Annotated in this window: 20 protein-coding genes; 11 read left to right on the forward strand and 9 right to left on the reverse strand. The window is 70.8% G+C overall.

The genetic code is table 11. The features are described 5' to 3' along the window. The first annotated feature begins 13 nt into the window (after window positions 1-13). The 8 genes from EZ313_RS04980 to sugE all read left to right on the forward strand — a co-directional run bounded on the left by EZ313_RS04980 (window position 14) and on the right by sugE (window position 7,677). The gene (locus EZ313_RS04980) at window positions 14-667 is read left to right on the forward strand and encodes an ATP-binding cassette domain-containing protein (RefSeq protein ID WP_135262092.1); all 654 of its coding nucleotides are present in this window, start codon (window positions 14-16) and stop codon (window positions 665-667) included. Next, window positions 664-1,863 carry an ABC transporter permease gene (locus EZ313_RS04985; RefSeq protein WP_135262093.1) on the forward strand — a complete coding sequence of 400 codons (1,200 nt, stop codon included), beginning with the start codon at window positions 664-666 and terminating at the stop codon, window positions 1,861-1,863. Before EZ313_RS04980 ends, EZ313_RS04985 begins: the two co-directional genes overlap by 4 nt. 1 nt (window position 1,864) lies before the next feature. Beyond that, a complete protein-coding gene (locus EZ313_RS04990) occupies window positions 1,865-2,101 on the forward strand; it encodes a hypothetical protein (protein WP_135262094.1) in 237 nt (78 codons plus the stop codon). A gap of 10 nt (window positions 2,102-2,111) precedes the next feature. Beyond that, window positions 2,112-2,603, forward strand: coding sequence for a DUF3299 domain-containing protein (locus EZ313_RS04995; protein ID WP_135262095.1), 492 nt, complete (start codon window positions 2,112-2,114; stop codon window positions 2,601-2,603). 4 nt (window positions 2,604-2,607) lie between these two features. Next, a complete protein-coding gene (locus EZ313_RS05000) occupies window positions 2,608-2,967 on the forward strand; it encodes a hypothetical protein (RefSeq protein ID WP_135262096.1) in 360 nt (119 codons plus the stop codon). Between the two features lie 73 nt (window positions 2,968-3,040). Next, window positions 3,041-5,107 carry a TonB-dependent receptor gene (locus EZ313_RS05005; protein ID WP_135262097.1) on the forward strand — a complete coding sequence of 689 codons (2,067 nt, stop codon included), beginning with the start codon at window positions 3,041-3,043 and terminating at the stop codon, window positions 5,105-5,107. 106 nt (window positions 5,108-5,213) lie between these two features. Then, entirely contained in the window at window positions 5,214-7,268 is a 2,055-nt protein-coding gene (locus tag EZ313_RS05010; protein ID WP_135262098.1) for a hybrid sensor histidine kinase/response regulator, read from the forward strand. A 91-nt stretch (window positions 7,269-7,359) separates the two neighbouring features. Continuing rightward, on the forward strand, window positions 7,360-7,677 hold the full coding sequence (gene sugE / locus EZ313_RS05015; protein ID WP_135262099.1) for a quaternary ammonium compound efflux SMR transporter SugE: 318 nt from the start codon (window positions 7,360-7,362) through the stop codon (window positions 7,675-7,677). Window positions 7,678-7,683: 6 nt separating this feature from the next. Here the strand turns inward: sugE and EZ313_RS05020 are convergent, their stop codons facing one another. The 4 genes from EZ313_RS05020 to EZ313_RS05035 are packed head-to-tail and all read right to left on the reverse strand — an operon-like array spanning window position 7,684 to window position 10,982. After that, a complete protein-coding gene (locus EZ313_RS05020; RefSeq protein ID WP_135262100.1) occupies window positions 7,684-8,070 on the reverse strand; it encodes a type II toxin-antitoxin system death-on-curing family toxin in 387 nt (128 codons plus the stop codon). Further along, on the reverse strand, window positions 8,067-8,291 hold the full coding sequence (locus EZ313_RS05025; protein ID WP_135262101.1) for an AbrB/MazE/SpoVT family DNA-binding domain-containing protein: 225 nt from the start codon (window positions 8,289-8,291) through the stop codon (window positions 8,067-8,069). Before EZ313_RS05025 ends, EZ313_RS05020 begins: the two co-directional genes overlap by 4 nt. A 50-nt stretch (window positions 8,292-8,341) precedes the next feature. Continuing rightward, the gene (gene cueR / locus EZ313_RS05030; RefSeq protein WP_135262102.1) at window positions 8,342-8,770 is read right to left on the reverse strand and encodes a Cu(I)-responsive transcriptional regulator; all 429 of its coding nucleotides are present in this window, start codon (window positions 8,768-8,770) and stop codon (window positions 8,342-8,344) included. Beyond that, window positions 8,763-10,982: a heavy metal translocating P-type ATPase gene (locus EZ313_RS05035; RefSeq protein ID WP_135262103.1), complete on the reverse strand. Its 2,220-nt coding sequence runs from the start codon at window positions 10,980-10,982 to the stop codon at window positions 8,763-8,765. The genes cueR and EZ313_RS05035 overlap by 8 nt, the downstream gene beginning before the upstream one ends. A 145-nt stretch (window positions 10,983-11,127) precedes the next feature. On the opposite strand from EZ313_RS05035, the gene EZ313_RS05040 reads away from it, so the two are divergent. Next, a complete protein-coding gene (locus tag EZ313_RS05040; protein WP_135262104.1) occupies window positions 11,128-11,322 on the forward strand; it encodes a heavy-metal-associated domain-containing protein in 195 nt (64 codons plus the stop codon). 5 nt (window positions 11,323-11,327) lie between these two features. On the opposite strand, the gene EZ313_RS05045 is transcribed toward EZ313_RS05040, so the two are convergent. From EZ313_RS05045 to pdxH, 4 genes are all read right to left on the reverse strand, one after another. Then, complete coding sequence (locus EZ313_RS05045; protein WP_240788532.1) at window positions 11,328-12,803, reverse strand: multicopper oxidase family protein; 1,476 nt, start codon at window positions 12,801-12,803, stop codon at window positions 11,328-11,330. Next, on the reverse strand, window positions 12,800-13,531 hold the full coding sequence (locus EZ313_RS23855) for a DUF411 domain-containing protein (protein WP_135262105.1): 732 nt from the start codon (window positions 13,529-13,531) through the stop codon (window positions 12,800-12,802). Before EZ313_RS23855 ends, EZ313_RS05045 begins: the two co-directional genes overlap by 4 nt. 61 nt (window positions 13,532-13,592) lie before the next feature. After that, window positions 13,593-14,144: a Spy/CpxP family protein refolding chaperone gene (locus EZ313_RS05055; RefSeq protein ID WP_135262106.1), complete on the reverse strand. Its 552-nt coding sequence runs from the start codon at window positions 14,142-14,144 to the stop codon at window positions 13,593-13,595. 44 nt (window positions 14,145-14,188) lie between these two features. After that, window positions 14,189-14,836 carry a pyridoxamine 5'-phosphate oxidase gene (pdxH, locus tag EZ313_RS05060; protein ID WP_135262107.1) on the reverse strand — a complete coding sequence of 216 codons (648 nt, stop codon included), beginning with the start codon at window positions 14,834-14,836 and terminating at the stop codon, window positions 14,189-14,191. Window positions 14,837-14,883: 47 nt separating this feature from the next. On the opposite strand from pdxH, the gene EZ313_RS05065 reads away from it, so the two are divergent. Then, on the forward strand, window positions 14,884-15,462 hold the full coding sequence (locus EZ313_RS05065; RefSeq protein WP_135262108.1) for a nucleotidyltransferase family protein: 579 nt from the start codon (window positions 14,884-14,886) through the stop codon (window positions 15,460-15,462). Here EZ313_RS05065 and EZ313_RS05070 read toward each other — a convergent pair. Further along, window positions 15,459-16,259, reverse strand: coding sequence for a cupin domain-containing protein (locus EZ313_RS05070; RefSeq protein WP_135262109.1), 801 nt, complete (start codon window positions 16,257-16,259; stop codon window positions 15,459-15,461). The genes EZ313_RS05065 and EZ313_RS05070 overlap by 4 nt on opposite strands. A 125-nt stretch (window positions 16,260-16,384) precedes the next feature. On the opposite strand from EZ313_RS05070, the gene EZ313_RS05075 reads away from it, so the two are divergent. Beyond that, complete coding sequence (locus EZ313_RS05075) at window positions 16,385-17,155, forward strand: SDR family NAD(P)-dependent oxidoreductase (RefSeq protein WP_135262110.1); 771 nt, start codon at window positions 16,385-16,387, stop codon at window positions 17,153-17,155. Window positions 17,156-17,178 lie beyond the last annotated feature (23 nt).

Raw genomic sequence — 17,178 nt, forward strand, 5'->3', positions numbered from 1 at the left:
CGGACCTTCGCGCGTGATCCGCACCCGTTTTCTCGCCTTCGCCTATCCCGGTGCTGCGCCGCTGCGGTTCGAGGATGTCGACGTGCCGCAGGGCGGCACCTTGCTGCTGCAGGGACGCTCCGGCACGGGCAAGTCGACGTGGCTCTCGCTGGTGGCCGCGCTGCGGGTCCCGTCGCAAGGGGACCTGGTCGTCGCGGGCCAGGACCTGCGGGCGCTGCCCGCGCTTCGCCGCGACCAGTGGCGAGGCCGCCATGTCGGCTTCCTTCCGCAGAAGCTGCACCTGAGCGAGGCGCTCACGGTCGCGGGCAACCTGGACCTCGTCTTCTTCGCCGCAGGACTTCCGCGGCAGCCGCAGCGCACCGCGCAGGCGCTCGAAGCCCTGGGCATTGCGGCATTGGCGCGTCGCAGGCCCTCGCAGCTGTCCGGCGGCGAGGCGCAGCGCGCTGCATTGGCGCGCGCCGTGCTGCTGTCCCCGCGAGTCATCCTCGCCGACGAGCCCACGGCCAGCCTGGACGACGAGGCTGCCGCCGCGGCCATCGCCTTGCTGCGAGAAGCGGCAGAGCGCTGCGGCGCCACGCTGGTGATCGCCACGCACGACCGGCGCGTGCGCGATGCGTTGCCCCAGGCGCAGCAACTGCGCCTGGACGAAGCGCGGGCCGTCGCATGAAACTGGCCGGCCTTTCGCTGCGCTACCTGCTCTCGCGACCGTTGCAGGCGGCGCTCAACCTGCTGCTGCTCACGCTCGGCCTCGGCTCGATCACCTTCGTGCTGCTGGCCGGAACGCAGGTGCAGCGGGCCTTCGAACGGGACCTCGCCGGCATCGATGCGGTGGTCGGGGCCAAGGGCAGCCCGATGCAGCTGATCCTGTCGGGCGTGTTCCACCTCGACGTGCCCACCGGCAACGTGCCGCTCGCGGAGGTGAAGGCGCTGTCGCAGCACCCGCAGGTCGCGCAGGTCATCCCGCTCAGCCTGGGCGACAGCTTCGAGGGCTTCCGCATCGCGGGCACCACGCCGGACTACATGGCGCATTACCAGTTGCGCGCGGAACAGGGCCGCATCTGGCAGCAGCCGATGGAGGCCGTGCTCGGCGCGCAGGCCGCCGCCGCGACCGGCCTGTCTCCGGGCGGTCGATTCGTCGGCAACCACGGCATCGCGGGCAGCGGCGAGGGCCACGGCAGCACGCCCTACCAGGTCAGCGGCGTGCTGGCGCCTTGCGGCTGCGTGGCGGACCGGCTGGTGCTGACCTCGCTGGAATCGGTGTGGCAGGTGCACGAGCACCACGGCGCCGACGAAGAGGACCGCAAGGCGATGGAAGCCGAGCGCGAGGTGACGGTCGCGCTGGTGCGCTACCGCACGCCGCTGGCCGCGGTGACCTTCCCGCGCTACATCAACAGCACGACCGGGATGCAGGCCGCGTCACCGGCGGTCGAGGTGTCGCGCCTGCTGCGCATGCTGGGCATAGGCGGCGACGTGCTGCGGGCCGTGGGCTTCGTGCTGCTGCTCACGGCCGGGCTCTCCGTCTTCATCGCACTGTGGAACGCGGTGCGGGAGCGCCGGGCCGACCTGGCGATGCTGCGGATGCTGGGCGCACCGCCGGGACGATTGGCCGCGCTGCTGGTCTGCGAAGCGCTGTGGCTGGCGCTGGCCGCTTCGGTGCTGGGCCTGCTCGCCGGCCATGCGCTGATGGCGCTCGCGGGCGGCCTGCTCGCCGAGCGACAATCGCTGCCCCTGTCCGCGGCGGTGCTGTTGCCGCAGGAAATCTGGATCCCGGCGCTCGCCGTTGCCGTCGCGGTGGTCTCGGCCCTGGTCCCGGCCATCGGCGCCTACCGCGCGGACGCGGGTGAACTGCTCAACACGAGGTGACATGCGAAAGCTGCTTCTGCTCCTGCTGGCCGCGCCCTGCGTGGCGTGGGCCCAGGCCCACTCCGCCGAAGAGGTCAAGAAGGACATCCAGCGCCACCGCGCCATGGCCGCGGCGCACGAGGCGGCCGCGAAGTGCCTTGAATCGGGCAAGAAGCCCGACGTGTGCATGAAGGACCTGCAGGCGTCCTGCAAGGGCCTGGCGATCGGGCGATACTGCGGAATGAAGCACGAGCACTGAGCCCAACACCATGAAAGCCGCCCTCACGCTGATCGCCGCCATCCTGGCCACCGCCGCGCAGGCTCAACTCGCCTCGCCCGTCCCGCAGGGCAGCGGCCCGGGCGTGCACAGCCCCAACAGCCCGTTCGCGCCGCTGCCCCAGCGCAGCGATGTCGTGCCCTGGTCGACGCTCACGTCGGTGAAGACCAGAACCGAGAAGAACAAGGTGCTGCCGCTGTTCCAGCCCGAACAGCTGGCGCTCGACCAGAAGCCGCAGCGCATCCAGGGCTTCATGATGCCGCTGGAGCCGGGCGAAAAGCAGAGCCACTTCCTGCTGTCCTCGGTGCCGCTGTCCTGCGGCTTCTGCCAGCCGGGCGGGCCGGAGAGCATGGTCGAGGTCAAGACGAAAACCCCGGTGCGCTACACCATGGAGCCGGTGGTCGTGGAGGGCAAGTTCGCCACGCTCAACGACGACCCGTACGGCCTGTACTACCGCGTGACGGACGCGGTGCCGGTCAAGTAGCGTCGTGCGGCGCTGGGCCCTGTGGTGGCTGGTCGCGGCCTTGCTGGCCGCGCCGGCGCTCGGTCACATGCACCGCATCGTGCACGGGCCGCAGGCCCACGCGCACAAGCAGGCGCAAGCAGAGGAGCGGGCCGTGGACCCGTCGGTCCACCTGCACGGCACCGCCACGCTGTTCGCCGCGCATGACGACGACACCAGCTGCCGGCTGTTCGACCAGCTGACCCACTCGGACCTGCTGCCCGCCCTGCCGGCCCTCGCGCTGCCGCTGCTGCCGGTCCTTTTCCTCCTGCCCCGCCTGGAACGCGACGCCGTCGCGCGCTGGGCGGCGCTGTTCGACGCCCGCGGCCCGCCCGCACTCCGCTGATCCGCTCGCTCGCAGGTGCTCCGGCGTTGCCCGGCGCGCCCGCGCGTCCTGTCCCGATCACCGGAGTCGTTCCATGAAGATCCCTTTCCGCCGCGGCGCGTGTGCCGCGGCTTCCTGGTTCCTGTGCGGCGCCGCGGCGGCGCAGGGCACGTCCCTCGCGCCGGTCACCGTGACGGCCAACCCGCTCGGCGCCCCGCAGACCGCCGCGCCCGTGTCCGAGCTTTCCGGCACCGGCCTGCTGCTGCGGCAGCAGGGCTCGCTGGGCGAGACGCTCAACGGCGTGCCCGGCGTCTCGAGCACGTACTTCGGCCCGGCGGCCAGCCGCCCCGTGATCCGCGGCCTCGACGGCGACCGCATCCGCATCCTGGAGAACGGCGGCGCTCTGCGCGACGTCTCTGGCCTGAGCTACGACCACGCGGTGTCGATGGACCCGATCGCCGTCGAGCGCATCGAGGTGCTGCGCGGCCCGGGCGCGCTGCTATACGGCGGCAACGCGGTCGGCGGCGTGGTGAACCTGGTCGACAACCGCATCCCGACCCGGCCGCTGGATGGCGTGACCGGCCGCGCCGACGCCAGCGCTGCCAGCGCCAACCGCGAGCGCCAGGGCGCCGTGATGGTCGAAGGCGGCACCAAGCGCATCGGCCTGCACGTGGACGCATTCGGCCGCCGCTTCGACGAGACGCGGGTGCCGGTTACGCTGCCTTGCACGCAGGACGGCGTCACGCGGCTCTCACGGCGCATCTGCAATTCCGACGGCGACGCGCACGGCGGCGCGGTGGGTGCCTCGGCCTTCTTCGACAAGGGCTATCTCGGCGCTTCCGTGAGCGACTTCCGCAGCGGCTACGGCTCCGTCGCGGAAGACGAAGTGCGGCTGGACGTGCGCTCGCGCCGCGTCGCGGTGCAGGGCGAAGTGCGCAACCTGCGCGGCGCGCTGCAAGGCCTGAAGCTGCAGGCTTTGCAGACGGACTACCGCCACACCGAGTCGGAAGCGGGCGTGCCGGGCACCGTGTTCCGCACGGAAGGCCACGACGTGCGGCTGGAGGCGCGCCACGCGCCGCTCGGTCCGCTGGAAGGACTGGTGGGACTGCACGTCGACGAAGCCACGCTGTCCGCGCAAGGCGCCGAGGCGTTCGTGCCTCCGGGTGAGACGCGCCAGCGCGCGCTGTTCGTCTACGAGGAACTCGGCACCGGCTGGGGCAAGCTGACATTCGGAGCGCGCACCGAGCGCGTCTCCGTCGAGTCGTTCGGCGATCCGGAACTCGCCCGCTTCACGCCGGGGCGCCGGACCTTCCGTCCCGCGAGTGCTTCGCTCGGCAGTGTCTGGAACCTGAACCCGTCCTGGCAGGCGACCGGCACCCTGAGCCGCACGCAACGCGCGCCCAAGGACTACGAGCTCTTCTCCGACGGACCGCACGTGGCCACGGCGGCATACGAGCTGGGCAATGCAGCGCTGGGCATCGAGCGATCGACCAGCATCGACCTGGGCGTGCAGTGGAAGGCGGGCGCCCACCGTCTGAAGCTCAGCGCGTTCCAGAACCGTTTCCGCAACTACATCGCGCTGCTCGCGACCGGCCTGTCGCGGGACGCCGCAGGCAACGGCGCCGGCACGGGCGCAACCGATTGCGGCGATGGCACGTCGGCCGAGTCGGGCTGCACCGAGCCCCTGCTGCCGGAGTTCGCTTACCAGCAGGTGTCGGCGCGGCTGCGCGGCCTGGAAGCGGAGGGCTCGGTGCGGCTGCTCGAGGGCGCAAACACGGTGGACCTGGAATTGCGCGGCGACCTCGTGCGCGCCGACAACCTGACGCTTGGCCAGCCGCTGCCGCGCATCGCGCCTGTGCGCCTGGGCGCCACCGCGGTCTGGGGCTCCGGACCCTGGGGTGCGCGGCTCGGCTTCGACCACTGGGCGCGCCAGGCCCGCGTGCCGGCCGGCGATGCACCCGTGGCCGGCTACACGCTGTGGAACGCTGCGCTCACGTACAAGGCTTCGGCCGGTTCGGCGGACCTGCTGTGGTTCCTGCGCCTGGACAACCTGGGCGATCGGCTTGCGTACAGCGCGACCTCGATCCTGACGCAGTCCGCTCCGGGGCGCGTGCCGCTGCCGGGGCGCAGCGTGCGAGCGGGCGTGCGGATGGACTTCTGAGCGCGAGTTGCCCTCATGGCCGGGCCCCCACGCGCGGGACTGTCCGGCAACACGCGGGGCGCAGGCCGACCCGGGGCCCGCGCCCAACCCGCTAGCATGCCCGTCCATGTCGAAACGCGAGAACGAAGAGCCGCACGGCGCCCACCAGCGGCTTCAGGCGCTCGCCACCAACACTTCCACCATCGTCTGGTACACCGCACCGGACGGTTCCGTCTCCCAGGTGAACCCCTCCTGGGCTGCCTTCACCGGTCAGGCTTTCGAGGCCTACCGCGGCTGGGGCTGGATCCAGGCGGTGCATCCCGACGACCGGCCCGGCCTCGAAGACGCCTGGCGCGCGGCCACGCAGGCCAAGGTCCCGTTCGACCATGCCTACCGCCTGCGCCGCCACGACGGCGAGTACCGGCACGTGCAGGCGCAGGGCACGCCCGTGATGGAGGGCGCCGTGCTGCGCGAGTGGGTGGGCGTGTGCGTGGACGACACGGCGAGCCGGCGCGCTCAGGTGGCGCTGCAGGAAAGCGAACTGCGGTTCCGCTTCCTCGACCGGCTGGGGCAGGCCACGCGCGAACTCACCGAAGCCGGCGAGCTGATGGGCGTGACGGCGCGGATGCTCGGCGAGTACCTCGGCGCCACCCGCTGCGCCTACGCCGACGTGGAGCCGGATGGCGACCGCTTTACCATCCGCAACGACTGGAGCGTCCCGGGCGTGCCCACCAGCGCCGGCGTCTACTCGCTTGAGCTGTTCGGGCCGCAGGCCACCACGAACCTGCGCCGCGGCCAGCACCTGGTGGTGCGCGACGTCGACCGCGAGCTGGGCGAGGAGGGCGGCGGCCGCATGTTCAATGCCATCGGCATCAAGGCCATCATCTGCGCCGGGCTGATCAAGCAGGGGCGGCTGGTGGCCATGATGGCCGTGCACCAGTCGCGGCCGCGCGACTGGACCGAACACGAGATCGCGCTTGTCGGCGAGGTGGTGGACCGCTGCTGGGCCCACATCGAACGCGTGCGCGACAGCGCCATGCTGCGCGAGCAGGACCGGCGCAAGGACGAATTCCTGGCTACGCTGGCGCACGAGCTGCGCAACCCGCTGGCGCCGATCAAGTACGCCATGGCCATGCTGCGGCGCTCGGACGATCCCGAACGGCTGGCCCGCGCGCGCGACGTGGTGGACCGGCAGGTCTCCCAGATGGCCCGGCTGATCGACGACCTGCTGGATCTTTCCCGCATCAATCGTGGGCTGATCCGGCTGCAGCTGGAGCCGCACCGTGTGGCGGACCTTGTGCGTGAAGCGGTGGACGTCGCGCGTCCGGCCATCGAAGAAGGGCGGCATCAGCTGCAGGTGCGCGCGCTCGCGGAAAACGTGTTCGTGCATGCGGATGCCACGAGACTGGTGCAGGTGCTGGGCAACCTGCTGGGCAACGCGGCCAAGTACACGCCCGAGGGCGGACGCATCGTCGTGAGCGGCTCGGTCGAAGGCGGCGACGTGCTGCTCGAAGTGGCCGACAACGGTGTCGGCATCCCGCCGGCGGACCAGGACCGCGTCTTCCAGATGTTCACGCAGCTGGAGCACACCGCTTCGCGCGCGCGCGGCGGTCTGGGCATCGGGCTGTCGCTGGTCAAGACGCTGGTGCAGATGCACGGCGGCGCTGTTTCCGTGCGCAGCGAAGGCCTGGGCCGCGGCGCCACCTTCAGCGTTCGGCTGCCGCGGATGGGCGGGGCGCCGGCGCTCGCGCCGCAATTCCCGCGGCAGGCAGCGGCAGGCGAGAGCGGCGACGCCTTGCGCATCGCCGTCGTCGAAGACAACGACGACGGTCGCGCGTCCCTGGTGGAGCTGCTCGAGCTGCTGGGACACGAGGTGCGCTCGGCCTGCGACGGCGCCGCGGGCGTGGAACTGGTGCGCAGTTTCCGGCCCGACCTCGTGCTGCTGGACCTGGGACTGCCGGTGATGGATGGCCTCGAGGCGTGCCGCCGTATTCGCAGCGATCCGCAGCTTGGTGCGACACGCGTGGTGGCGCTCACCGGCTGGGGAACGGACCTCGACCGCGAGCGCACTGCGAAGGCGGGCTTCGACCTGCACCTGACCAAGCCGGTGGAAGCCGAGACGTTGCGGCGCACGGTGGAAGAGACCGCGGCCGCGGCCGCGAAGGCGCCGCCGGCGGCATAGACCGCACGGTCGCAGGTCTTCGCGTTCCTCCCCGGCAGCGCGGCGGTCGCGCTGCTAGGCTGCGCGCTTCGTTTTTCGAAAGAGCAACAACATGCCTTGGATCGTGCTCGTCGTGGCGGGCCTGTTCGAAGTGGGCTGGGCGATCGGCCTGAAGTACACGGAAGGATTCAGCCGCTTCTGGCCCTCGGTGGCCACGGTGGTGGCGATGGTCGTCAGCGTCGTGCTGCTCGGCTGGGCGATGCGCAGCCTGCCCGTGGGCACCGCCTACGCCGTCTGGACCGGGATCGGCGCGGTAGGCACCGTGGTCCTGGGCATCGTGCTGTTCCATGAGCCGGCCACGGCGGCGCGGTTGCTGTGCGTGGCGATGATCCTGGGAGGGATCGTGGGGTTGAAGCTCACGCACGCGTGAGGAATCTCAAGCCGCCTTCATGTGCCGGCGGACCCAGTCGGCGAGTTGCGCTTCCGTGATGTCGCCAGCGGCAACGGTCAGCATCGCCAGCACGCAGTCCGTGTCCGTTGCCTGCAACTCATGTCCGTTCAGTTGCAGGAACAGTTCGAGCGCCACGAAACCGGTTCGCTTGTTCCCATCCATGAACGGGTGATTGCGAGAAAGTCCATAGGCGTACGCGGCCGCGAGGTCGGCGGCATCGGGGGACTTATAAGCTGCGGTGTTCTGCGGGCGGGCGAGTGCGGAATCGAGCAAGCCGGCATCGCGGATCCCTGCGCCTCCACCATGCTCGGCGAGCTGTTCCTCGTGGATCGCCAGCACGACATCGTGCTGAAGCCAGATCCACTCCCTCACTTGGCCAGCTCGCGAAGCACGGCCCGGCGCTTCTTCATGATTCCGCGCGCAGCCTTCATCTGGGCCTCGAACTCGGGGTTGTGCACCGTGAGCCGCAGACCCTCAGGCGAGTCGGTGAGGTACAGCTCGTCGCCTTTCTCGAGGTTGAGACGCGCCAGCATTTCCTTTGGAAAGACTGCGCCGACCGAGTTGCCGATCTGGGTCAGTTTGAGCGTGTACATGCCGGAGCCCTGTAATAACGGTTGTTATAATAATCCAGGTTTTGACATTGTCAAAGGGGGGACCGGCTCAGCTTCTGGCCACCGAGTTCCTCCAGGATCGGACACTCCGGCCGCTCGTCCCCATGGCAGCAGTCGATCAGGTGCTGCAACGTGCGGCGCATGGCCTCCATCTCCTGCAGCTTGCGCGTGAGTTCGTCGACGTGCCGCTGCGCGATGCGGTGCACCTGGTGGCTGGAGCGGCGGCGGTCCTGCCAGAGCTTGAGCAGTTCAGCGATCTCCGCCATCGAGAAGCCCAGGTCGCGGGCGCGGCGGATGAAGCGCAGCGTGTGCACCTCGCTGTCGCCGTACTGGCGGTAGCCCGACTCGGTGCGGTTCACGGCGGGCAGCAGTCCGAGCGATTCGTAGTGCCGCACCATCTTGGCCGACACGCCCGAGCGGCGCGCAGCCTCGCCGATGTTGAGCAGGGCGCCTTCAGCCATGACGGGCTCCTTTCCAGCGGCGCAGCAGCAGCGCGTTGGTCACGACACTCACGCTGCTGAACGCCATCGCGGCCCCGGCCACGACGGGGCTGAGCCAACCGAGCGCCGCGAGAGGGATGCCGACCACGTTGTAGATGAACGCCCAGAACAGGTTCTGCCGGATCTTGGCGTAGGTGCGGCGCGAGATGTCGAGAGCATCGGCCACCAGGGCCGGGTCGCCGCGCATCAGCGTGATGCCGGCCGCATGCATGGCCACGTCGGTGCCGCTGGACATCGCGATGCCGACGTCCGCCGCGGCGAGCGCGGGCGCGTCGTTGATGCCGTCACCCACCATGCCCACCGTGTCGCCGCCCGCCCGGAGCTCCAACACGATGCGCGCCTTGTCCTGCGGCAGCACTTCGGCCCGCACGTCGTCGATGCCGAGCTGAGAAGCAACGGCCCTCGCAGCGCCCGCGTTGTCGCCGGAGACCAGCACCGTGCGCACGCCCTGGGCCTTCAACTGCGCGAGGCCGCTGGCGGCCGTGGGCTTGAGCGTGTCCCCGAACGCCAGCAGCCCGAGCAGGCGCGGCGCGCCCGTCACGTCGGCCAGCCAGGAGACCGTCTGGCCAGAGGCCTGCGCCGCCGCCGCGGCATCGGCGAGGGGGGCCGAAGCGACGCCGAGCTCCGTCATCCAGCGCGTGCTGCCCAGGCGCAGCTCGCGCCCGTCGACGCGGCCGGAGATGCCCCGCCCCGCCACCGCCTGCACGCCTTCGGCCGCTCGCACGGCGATGCCGCTGTCGCGCGCCGCCCCAGTCACCGCACGCGCCAGCGGATGCTCGCTGCCGGCCTGCAGCGACGCGGCCAGCGCCAGCAGCTCCTCGCGCGCAATGCCGGCCGGCTCGCAAGCGACGAGCCGCGGTTTGCCTTCGGTCAGCGTGCCGGTCTTGTCGAACGCGACCACGTCGAGCCGGTGCGCCACCTCCAGCGCTTCGGCGTCCTTGATCAGGATACCGCGCCGTGCCGCCACGCCGGTGCCGGCCATGATGGCCGCGGGCGTCGCCAGCCCCAGCGCACAGGGGCAGGCGATCACCAGCACCGCGACGGCGTTCAGGATCGCACCTTCCCACTGCCCGGTCGACAGGCCCCAGCCCAGCAGCGTGAGCAGCGCCAGCACGAGCACGACCGGCACGAACACCGCGCTCACCTGGTCCACCAGGCGCTGGATCGGCGCCTTCTTCGCCTGAGCGGATTCGACCAGGCGCACGATGCGCGCCAGCGTGCTCTCGGCGCCGAGCGCCGTGGCCCGCACGACCAGCAGGCCCTCGGCATTGACCGAGCCGCCGGTGACCGCATCGCCGGCGTGCTTGGCCACCGGCAGGCTCTCGCCGGTGATCATCGATTCGTCGAGGTGGCTGCTGCCTTCGAGCACCACGCCGTCCGCGGGCATGCGCTCGCCGGGGCGCACGACGATGCGGTCGCCCACCACGAGCTGCGCGAGCGCAACATCCACCTCGCGGCCATCGCGCTGCACGTGGGCCGTGTCGGGCCGCAGCGCGTTGAGCGCGCGGATCGCCGCCGTGGTCTGCCGCTTGGCGCGCCCTTCCAGCCACTTGCCCAGCAGCACCAGCGTGATGACCACGGCCGAAGCCTCGAAGTACAGGTGCGGCATGCCGTGGCCGGCATGGCGCAGCATCAGCCATACGCTCAGGCCCCAGCCGGCCGACGTGCCGATCGCGACCAGCAGGTCCATGTTGCCGCTGCGATCGCGCAGCGCGGCCCAGCCCGCGCGGTAGAAGCGCGCGCCCAGCCAGAACTGCACCGGCGTGGCCAGCGCAAGCTGTACCCAGGGCGGCAGCATCCAGTCGTCGCGGCCGGCCGCCATGCCGATCATCTGCAGCACCAGCGGAAGCGAAAGCAGGGCCGCGATGATGACGGGCCACGCGCTTTGCAATGCGGAGTCCTCGCGCTTGCCGGGCGTCTCCTCCACCACCAGCTGCGCGCGGTAGCCGGCCTTCTCGACGGCGGCGGAGAGCGCGGCCGGGTCGGTCGCGGGATCGAGCAGGCAGACCTCGGCCGTTTCGGTCGCGAGGTTCACCGTCGCGGTTTCCACGCCCGGCACCTTCCTGAGCGCACGCTCGACGCGGTTGACGCAGGACGCGCAGGTCATGCCCTCGATCTGCAGGCGGACCGGGGCGAGCGACGAAGGAGGGGAGGCAAGGGCGGCAGTGTTCATGCAGGCAGTCTGAACCTTTCCATCATGGTAAGGTCAAGCGATGGCGCGCGCATGGCCCTCGGGAATGAAGGGGCGCTGCGGCAGCCTCGTTGACCTTGCCCCCGTGGCAAGCTCCAGCATCGAGGCTTCAACACAGGAGTCAGCCATGCATGAATTCAGCCTCCCGGCGATGAGCTGCGGCCACTGCGTCCAGGCCGTGACGGAAGCCGCCCACGAAGTCGATCCGCAGGCGCGGGTCGAAGTGGACCTGGCGAGCAAGCAGGCGCGCGTCGAGTCGCCGCAGCCGCGCGAGCGGTTCGTCGACGCGCTGAAGGAGGCGGGCTACACGCCGGCCACCTGAAGACTTCAGGCCACCCGCACCACGGCCATCATCCCGCCGTCCTGGTGCTCCAGCACATGGCAGTGCAGCATCCAGTCGCCCGGGTTGTCGGCGACGAATGCGACCTCGGCGCGTTCGTCCGGCGCGAGCAGCACCGTGTCCTGCCACTCGCGATGCCGGGTGGGCACGCCGTTGCGCGAAAGCACGCGCAAGCTGTGGCCGTGCAGGTGCATCGGGTGGTGCCAGCGCGTGTCGTTGACGAAGCCCAGGCGGTACGAACGCCCGCGCCGCAGCGTCAGCACCGGCTCATGCACGTGTGAATCGGCCACCGTGCCGTTCACGGCCCAGGCCTTGCCCGAACGCAGCAGCGACATGAAGGGCACGGACCGGCCATCGAGCATCGCCTGGTGCAGGCCGCCATGCATGCCGCCTTCGAAGCGCAGTTCGTGCAGCTGCGCGGCGGCGAGGTCCGGATCGGGCAGCGGGTTGGGTGCGATCGCCTCCGGCCGCGGCAGCGCCTTCTCGCGGACGGCGCCTTCGTCGTAGGCCAGGCGCAGCAGGTCGTACGCGGCGCGCGGATAGAAGACGTCCCCGACCGCGTGCCGCTCGCCCGGCCGCCCCATCGCATCGAGCACCAGGTCCACGCGCATGCCCGGGGCCAGCACCACGGTGTTGCGATCCGGCTCGTGCGGCGCGACCGGCTGGCCGTCGATGGCGACGACCAGCGACCGGTGCCCGTCGAACTGCAGCCCGAAGATGCGCGCGTTCGCTGCGTTGACGAGGCGCAGCCGCAGCCTTTCGCCACGGCGCACTCGCACGTCGCCCGGCACTTGTCCATTGACCGTCACCACGTTGCCGATGCGCCCCGCATGCGCCACGTCATGCGGCTGCGCGAAGTCGCCGCTGATGCGCCCGTCGCGCGCGAGGCGCCAGTCGTCCAGAACCCAGGTCAGCTCACGGTCCACCGGCAATGGGCGCTGCTCCTCGACCACGATCGACCCATACAGGCCGCGCTCCACCTGCTCGCTGCTGCGCGAATGCGAGTGGTACCAGTAGGTGCCGGCATCGGGCAGGTCGAACTCGTAGCGGAAGCGCCCGCCCGGCGGCACCGGCGCCTGGGTCAGGTGCGGCACGCCGTCCATTGCGTGCGGCACGCGCATCCCGTGCCAGTGCACGGTGGTCTCCGCCGGAAGGCGGTTCTCGAAATTGACGCGCAGTCGGCTGCCCTGCACGGCGCGGATCTGCGGGCCCGGCACGGCGCCGCCATAGGACCAGACGTCGACTGCCGGCTGACCGCTGCCGCGCAGCATGGCCGTGCCGGGCGCGGCGACGAGGTCCACCTCGACGACTCGCTGCGACCTGCCGGGCGGCGCCGTGCAGGCCGTCGTGGCCATCGTGGCGAACGGCAATGCCAAGCACTGCCGCCGGGTGAGCAGCGGCCCGCTTGCGCCGTTCGCATCGCGCGGCATGGAAGCCCCTGCGATGTCCATACGGCCTTTCACTTGACCTGCTGGATCTGCGTGACCGTGTACGTGCCGCCTTCAGCGGACGCGGCGAAGCGGACCTTGTCGCCGACCTTGAGCGGGTCCAGCATCGCCGGGTCGCTGACCTGGAACACCATCGTCATCGGCGCCATGTCCAGGTTGCGGATGGCCCCATGGCGCAGCGTGACCTTGCGGTTCTGCCAGTCGACGTTGCGGACCTCGCCTTCGGTGAGCTCGGCATCCTTGGCCGCCGCCTTCGCCTTGTTGCCGTCGTAGTGCTGGTAGACCCTGGAACTGCCGTCGCGCGCCAGCAGCAGCACGTCGAACGCGTCCTTGCGCCCGCCATACACCTCGCCGTCCATGCCGGGCGAGCCGACCGGCATGCCCGGCACCGCCAGGCCGATCGCCTGCGGCTTCTCGCGCAGCAGCCGCTGGATCTCGCGCGCGGGGACGTGGCCTTCCAGCGCATAGCCGCCCACGACGGCCGTGTGGCAGGAGCCGTACTTGCGGTCGATGCCCAGCCGGCTGCGCACGGCGTTGTTGCCGGTATCGTTCACCTTCACCTTGAAGCCGTTGGCCTCCAGGTGGGCGACCCAATCCTGGCAGCAGCCGCACGTCGGGTCTTTCCAGACCTCGACCAGCGTGCCCGGCCTGGCCTGCTGGGCCTGAACACCGACCGACGTGCCCAGCAGGGCCAGCCCGGCGGCCAGGATGCTGCGGCGATCCAGGTTCGATTCCATGCTCATCTCTTCTTGCTCCTGTCGCGCACGCGCGACCCTGATCTTGCCGGTTGGTTCCTGATTCAGGTCAATGGTGCCCGCGGTGAGGGCCACTGGACTTCGGCGAAGTCTGTTCGGGCGAGGCGTAGCCGCGCAGCTGCCGGTAGCGCTCGACCTGCTGCGGCTCCAGCAGCGCGGCCTGCTCCAGGTGCGCGCGCAGGTGCTCCTCGCGCAAGCGCGCCTGGCGAAGGCCGATCTCGCTCGTCAGCCGCTGCAGCAGGGCACTGTCGACCCGGCGCGAGGCGAAGGCGTTGTCGAGCGCGCGCTCCGCTTCGATCACCGACTCTCCCAGCTCGCGTGCCCGGGCCTTGTGGCCGTGCATCAGCGCTTCGCTGGCCGAGCGTTGCGCGGGCGTGAGCGAAAGGGCCGCCGCATGCTCCAGCACATGAGCAGGGCCGGGATAGCCGTTCAGTTCCGCCGCCTTGGCCAGCCCCATGCCCTGGCCTTGCCGCAGCTCGGCGATGTCACGTTCGGACAAGGCCTTGATGGCGCGATCCTGCTGGCCGGCATAGGGGCCGACTTGCGCCAGGGACGCCGACGCGACGAGCGACGCCAGGGCGAGGGTCGATGCGATCTTCATCCGGTGCTCCTTTTCGGTTCGTCTCCGTCGGCCGCGACGTCGTGTCAAGGCGCGAGCCGCTCGCGGATCCAGCCGTCACCTTCGCGCGTGTACCTCAGCCGGTCGTGCAGCCGGCTCTTGCGGCCCTGCCAGAACTGCCACTGGTCCGGCGTGAGCCGGTACCCGCCCCAGTGCGGCGGCCGCGGCGGTTTCAGCATGAACTGCGCCCCGTATTTCGCGGCGTTGGCCACCAGCACCGAACGGCCGGCGATCACCTCGCTCTGCGGGCTGGCCCAGGCGCCGATGCGTGAGTCGAGCGGGCGCGAATGGAAATAGGCGTCGCTCTCGGCGTCGCTGGTCTTCTCGACACGGCCTTCGATGCGCACCACGCGCTCGAGCTCCACCCAGTGGAACTGCAGCGCCGCATACGGATTGCCGGCCAGCTCGCGGCCCTTGCGGCTGTCGTAGTTCGTGTACCAGACGATGCCGCGCTCGTCGTAGCCCTTGATCAGCACGATGCGCGTGCTGGGGCGCAGGTCGCCGGCCACCGTGGCAAGCGTCATCGCGTTGGGCTCGGGGATCTGCGCGCTGATCGCCTCGGTCAGCCACTGGTCGAACTGCCGCAGCGGATCGGCATGGCTGGCCTCTTCGCTCAGCTCGGCGCGCTCGTAGCTTTTGCGCAGGTCGGCGATGCGTTCGGACGTGCTGGACATGCGCCCATTGTGACGCGGCCCCGGCGCGCGCCGCTACAGTGGCCGGCATGGATCCCGGCGAACTCCCCACCGTCATCGTGCTGGCCTCGGGCCGCGGCGAACGCTTCGTTGCGTCGGGCGGGGCGGGGTCGAAGCTGCAGGCGATGCTCGCCGGCAGGCCGGTGCTGGAGTGGACGCTGGACGCGGTGCGGGCGAGCGGACTGCCGTTCCATGTGGAAGCCGCCGGGCATCCGGGCATGGGGGATTCGATCGCCGCCGCGGTGCGTGCGACGCGGGAAGCGGCGGGGTGGCTGGTGCTGCCGGGCGACCTGCCGCTGGTGCGGGCCGGGACGCTGCGTGCGGTCGCGCGGGCTTTGCGCGAAGAGGGTGCCGAGGTCGTCGTGCCCGTGTACCAGGGGCAGCGCGGGCATCCGGTTGCGTTTGCGCGCAGCTGCGGTGAAGCGCTTGCCGCGTTGTCCGGGCCTCAAGGCGCCGCATCGGTCGTGAAGGCCCGTCGCCTGCGCGAACTGCCGGTCGAGGACGACGGCGTGGTGGTGGACATCGACACGGTGGAGGCGTTGCGGGACGCGCAGCGTCGGTTGCGCGTGCGCGGTGCAGCAGGTCCGGGGGGCGCGCCGCCCGCCTAGCGCCTCGCGAATCCGTACAACTCGGCGCCGCTCTCCACGCAGTGCGCCGGCCCCTCCGCCCAGGCGAGCAGCGAGCAGCCGAAGCGGCTGGCCAGCGTGACCTCCGCGCCCGGTTCGATCAGCACGAACGCCGGTCCCGATACCGGCTTGTCGTCGACGAGCAGGTCGCCCGCAAGGATGAAGAAATCGGTGATGGCCGTGTGCTTCACCCGAAGCGGCGGGCACTGCGGCCAGAGGTTCAGGTTGCACAGGCGGCGGTCGTCGCCGGTGCCCGCGTAATCGAAAAGCGCCTTGCGCGCGACGCCGCCGAAGCGGGTGGGAACGGAGAGCGTCTGGTCGAGCACGACGCACAGGTCCGGCGGCGTTTCAGGGTTGGCGCGCCGCAGGGCATCCGCCTTCGCGTGCGGGTGGATGGCCAGCCCGCCGTCCGGAATGATCACCGGCCCCTCGAGGCGGGAGACCAGCAACGCGCCGGGATACGACACCGCATCGTGCGCCGCCCCCGCGAGGTTGATGCCGACCGCGCCTTCGCCGGTCGTGCCCTGGAAATCCGTGAGCGAGCCCGCGAGGAAGTAGCTCGTCGCGGTCGCCAGGTGCTGGTGCACGCCCGAGCGGCTGAGCGGATCGAAGGCGAGCAGGCCGAGGAACAGCCCGGCCTCGTCGTCGCGGCGCACCGCCTTTTCGCGCGCGGTGCCGCGCGGCGTCTCGCGCCAGGGCAGGGCCTCCATGTCGTACGCATAGACGCCCGGGGCCAGGGCGTGGCTCGACGGCAAGGCGGTGGCGGCGCTGGAGCTCATGTGGAACCTCGATGCAGTACGGGTTTCCCCGGGACGCCCGGGTCGCGACGACCCTTGCTATGGCCCGATAGTAATGAACGCGACATCCGGGCGGTGCCGGATGCGCACGAACAAGGAGGCGCCCGGTGCAGATCCATCCCCGATCGAAGGTCCACGCCGTCACCGGCGGCGGCAGCGGCATCGGAGCGGCGACCGTGGCACTGCTGGCCCAGGCCGGGCACACGGTGGTCGTGCTCGACCGCGCCGAACCGGCGCAGCCCGTCGCGGGCGCCACGTTCATCGAAGTGGACGTGTCCGACGAAGACGCCGTGGTGGGCGCGTTCGCGCAGATCCGCCAGCAGCACGGACGGCTGGACGGCCTGGTGAACAGCGCGGGCATCGAGTCGCGCCGCCTGGTGCGCGGCATGGATGCCGCCGCCTGGCAGCGGGTGATGGGCGTCAACGTCACCGGCACCATGCTCTGCACGCGAGAGGCGGCGGCGCTGATGCGAGAAGGCGGCGAAGGCGGCGCGGTCGTCAACGTGGCCTCCATCGCCGGCAAGCGCATGTCGTACTCGGGCGATGCCGCCTACACCGCGTCGAAGGCTGCGGTGCTGGGCTTCACGCGCCACGCGGCGTTCGAGCTCGCGGCCGACCGCATCCGCGTCAACGCCGTCTGCCCGGGGCCGACGCTCACTCCCATGATCACGCGCAACCTGAGCGCGGAGAGCATCGAGGCCGTGGCCGCCGTCGTGCCGCTGGGCCAGTGGGTCAAGCCCGAGGACGTCGGGCACGCCATCGTGTTCCTGTTGGGTGACGGCGCGGCGATGTGTACAGGGACTTCACTGGATGTGGACGGCGGGGTCCTGATATCCAATGGCGCTTCCCACGCCGACTATTTCCGCCAGCGCCAATAGAGACTGTCCCTCCAGGAGACCGA

The sequence above is a fragment of the Ramlibacter henchirensis genome (assembly GCF_004682015.1).
Taxonomy (GTDB): domain Bacteria; phylum Pseudomonadota; class Gammaproteobacteria; order Burkholderiales; family Burkholderiaceae_C; genus Ramlibacter; species Ramlibacter henchirensis.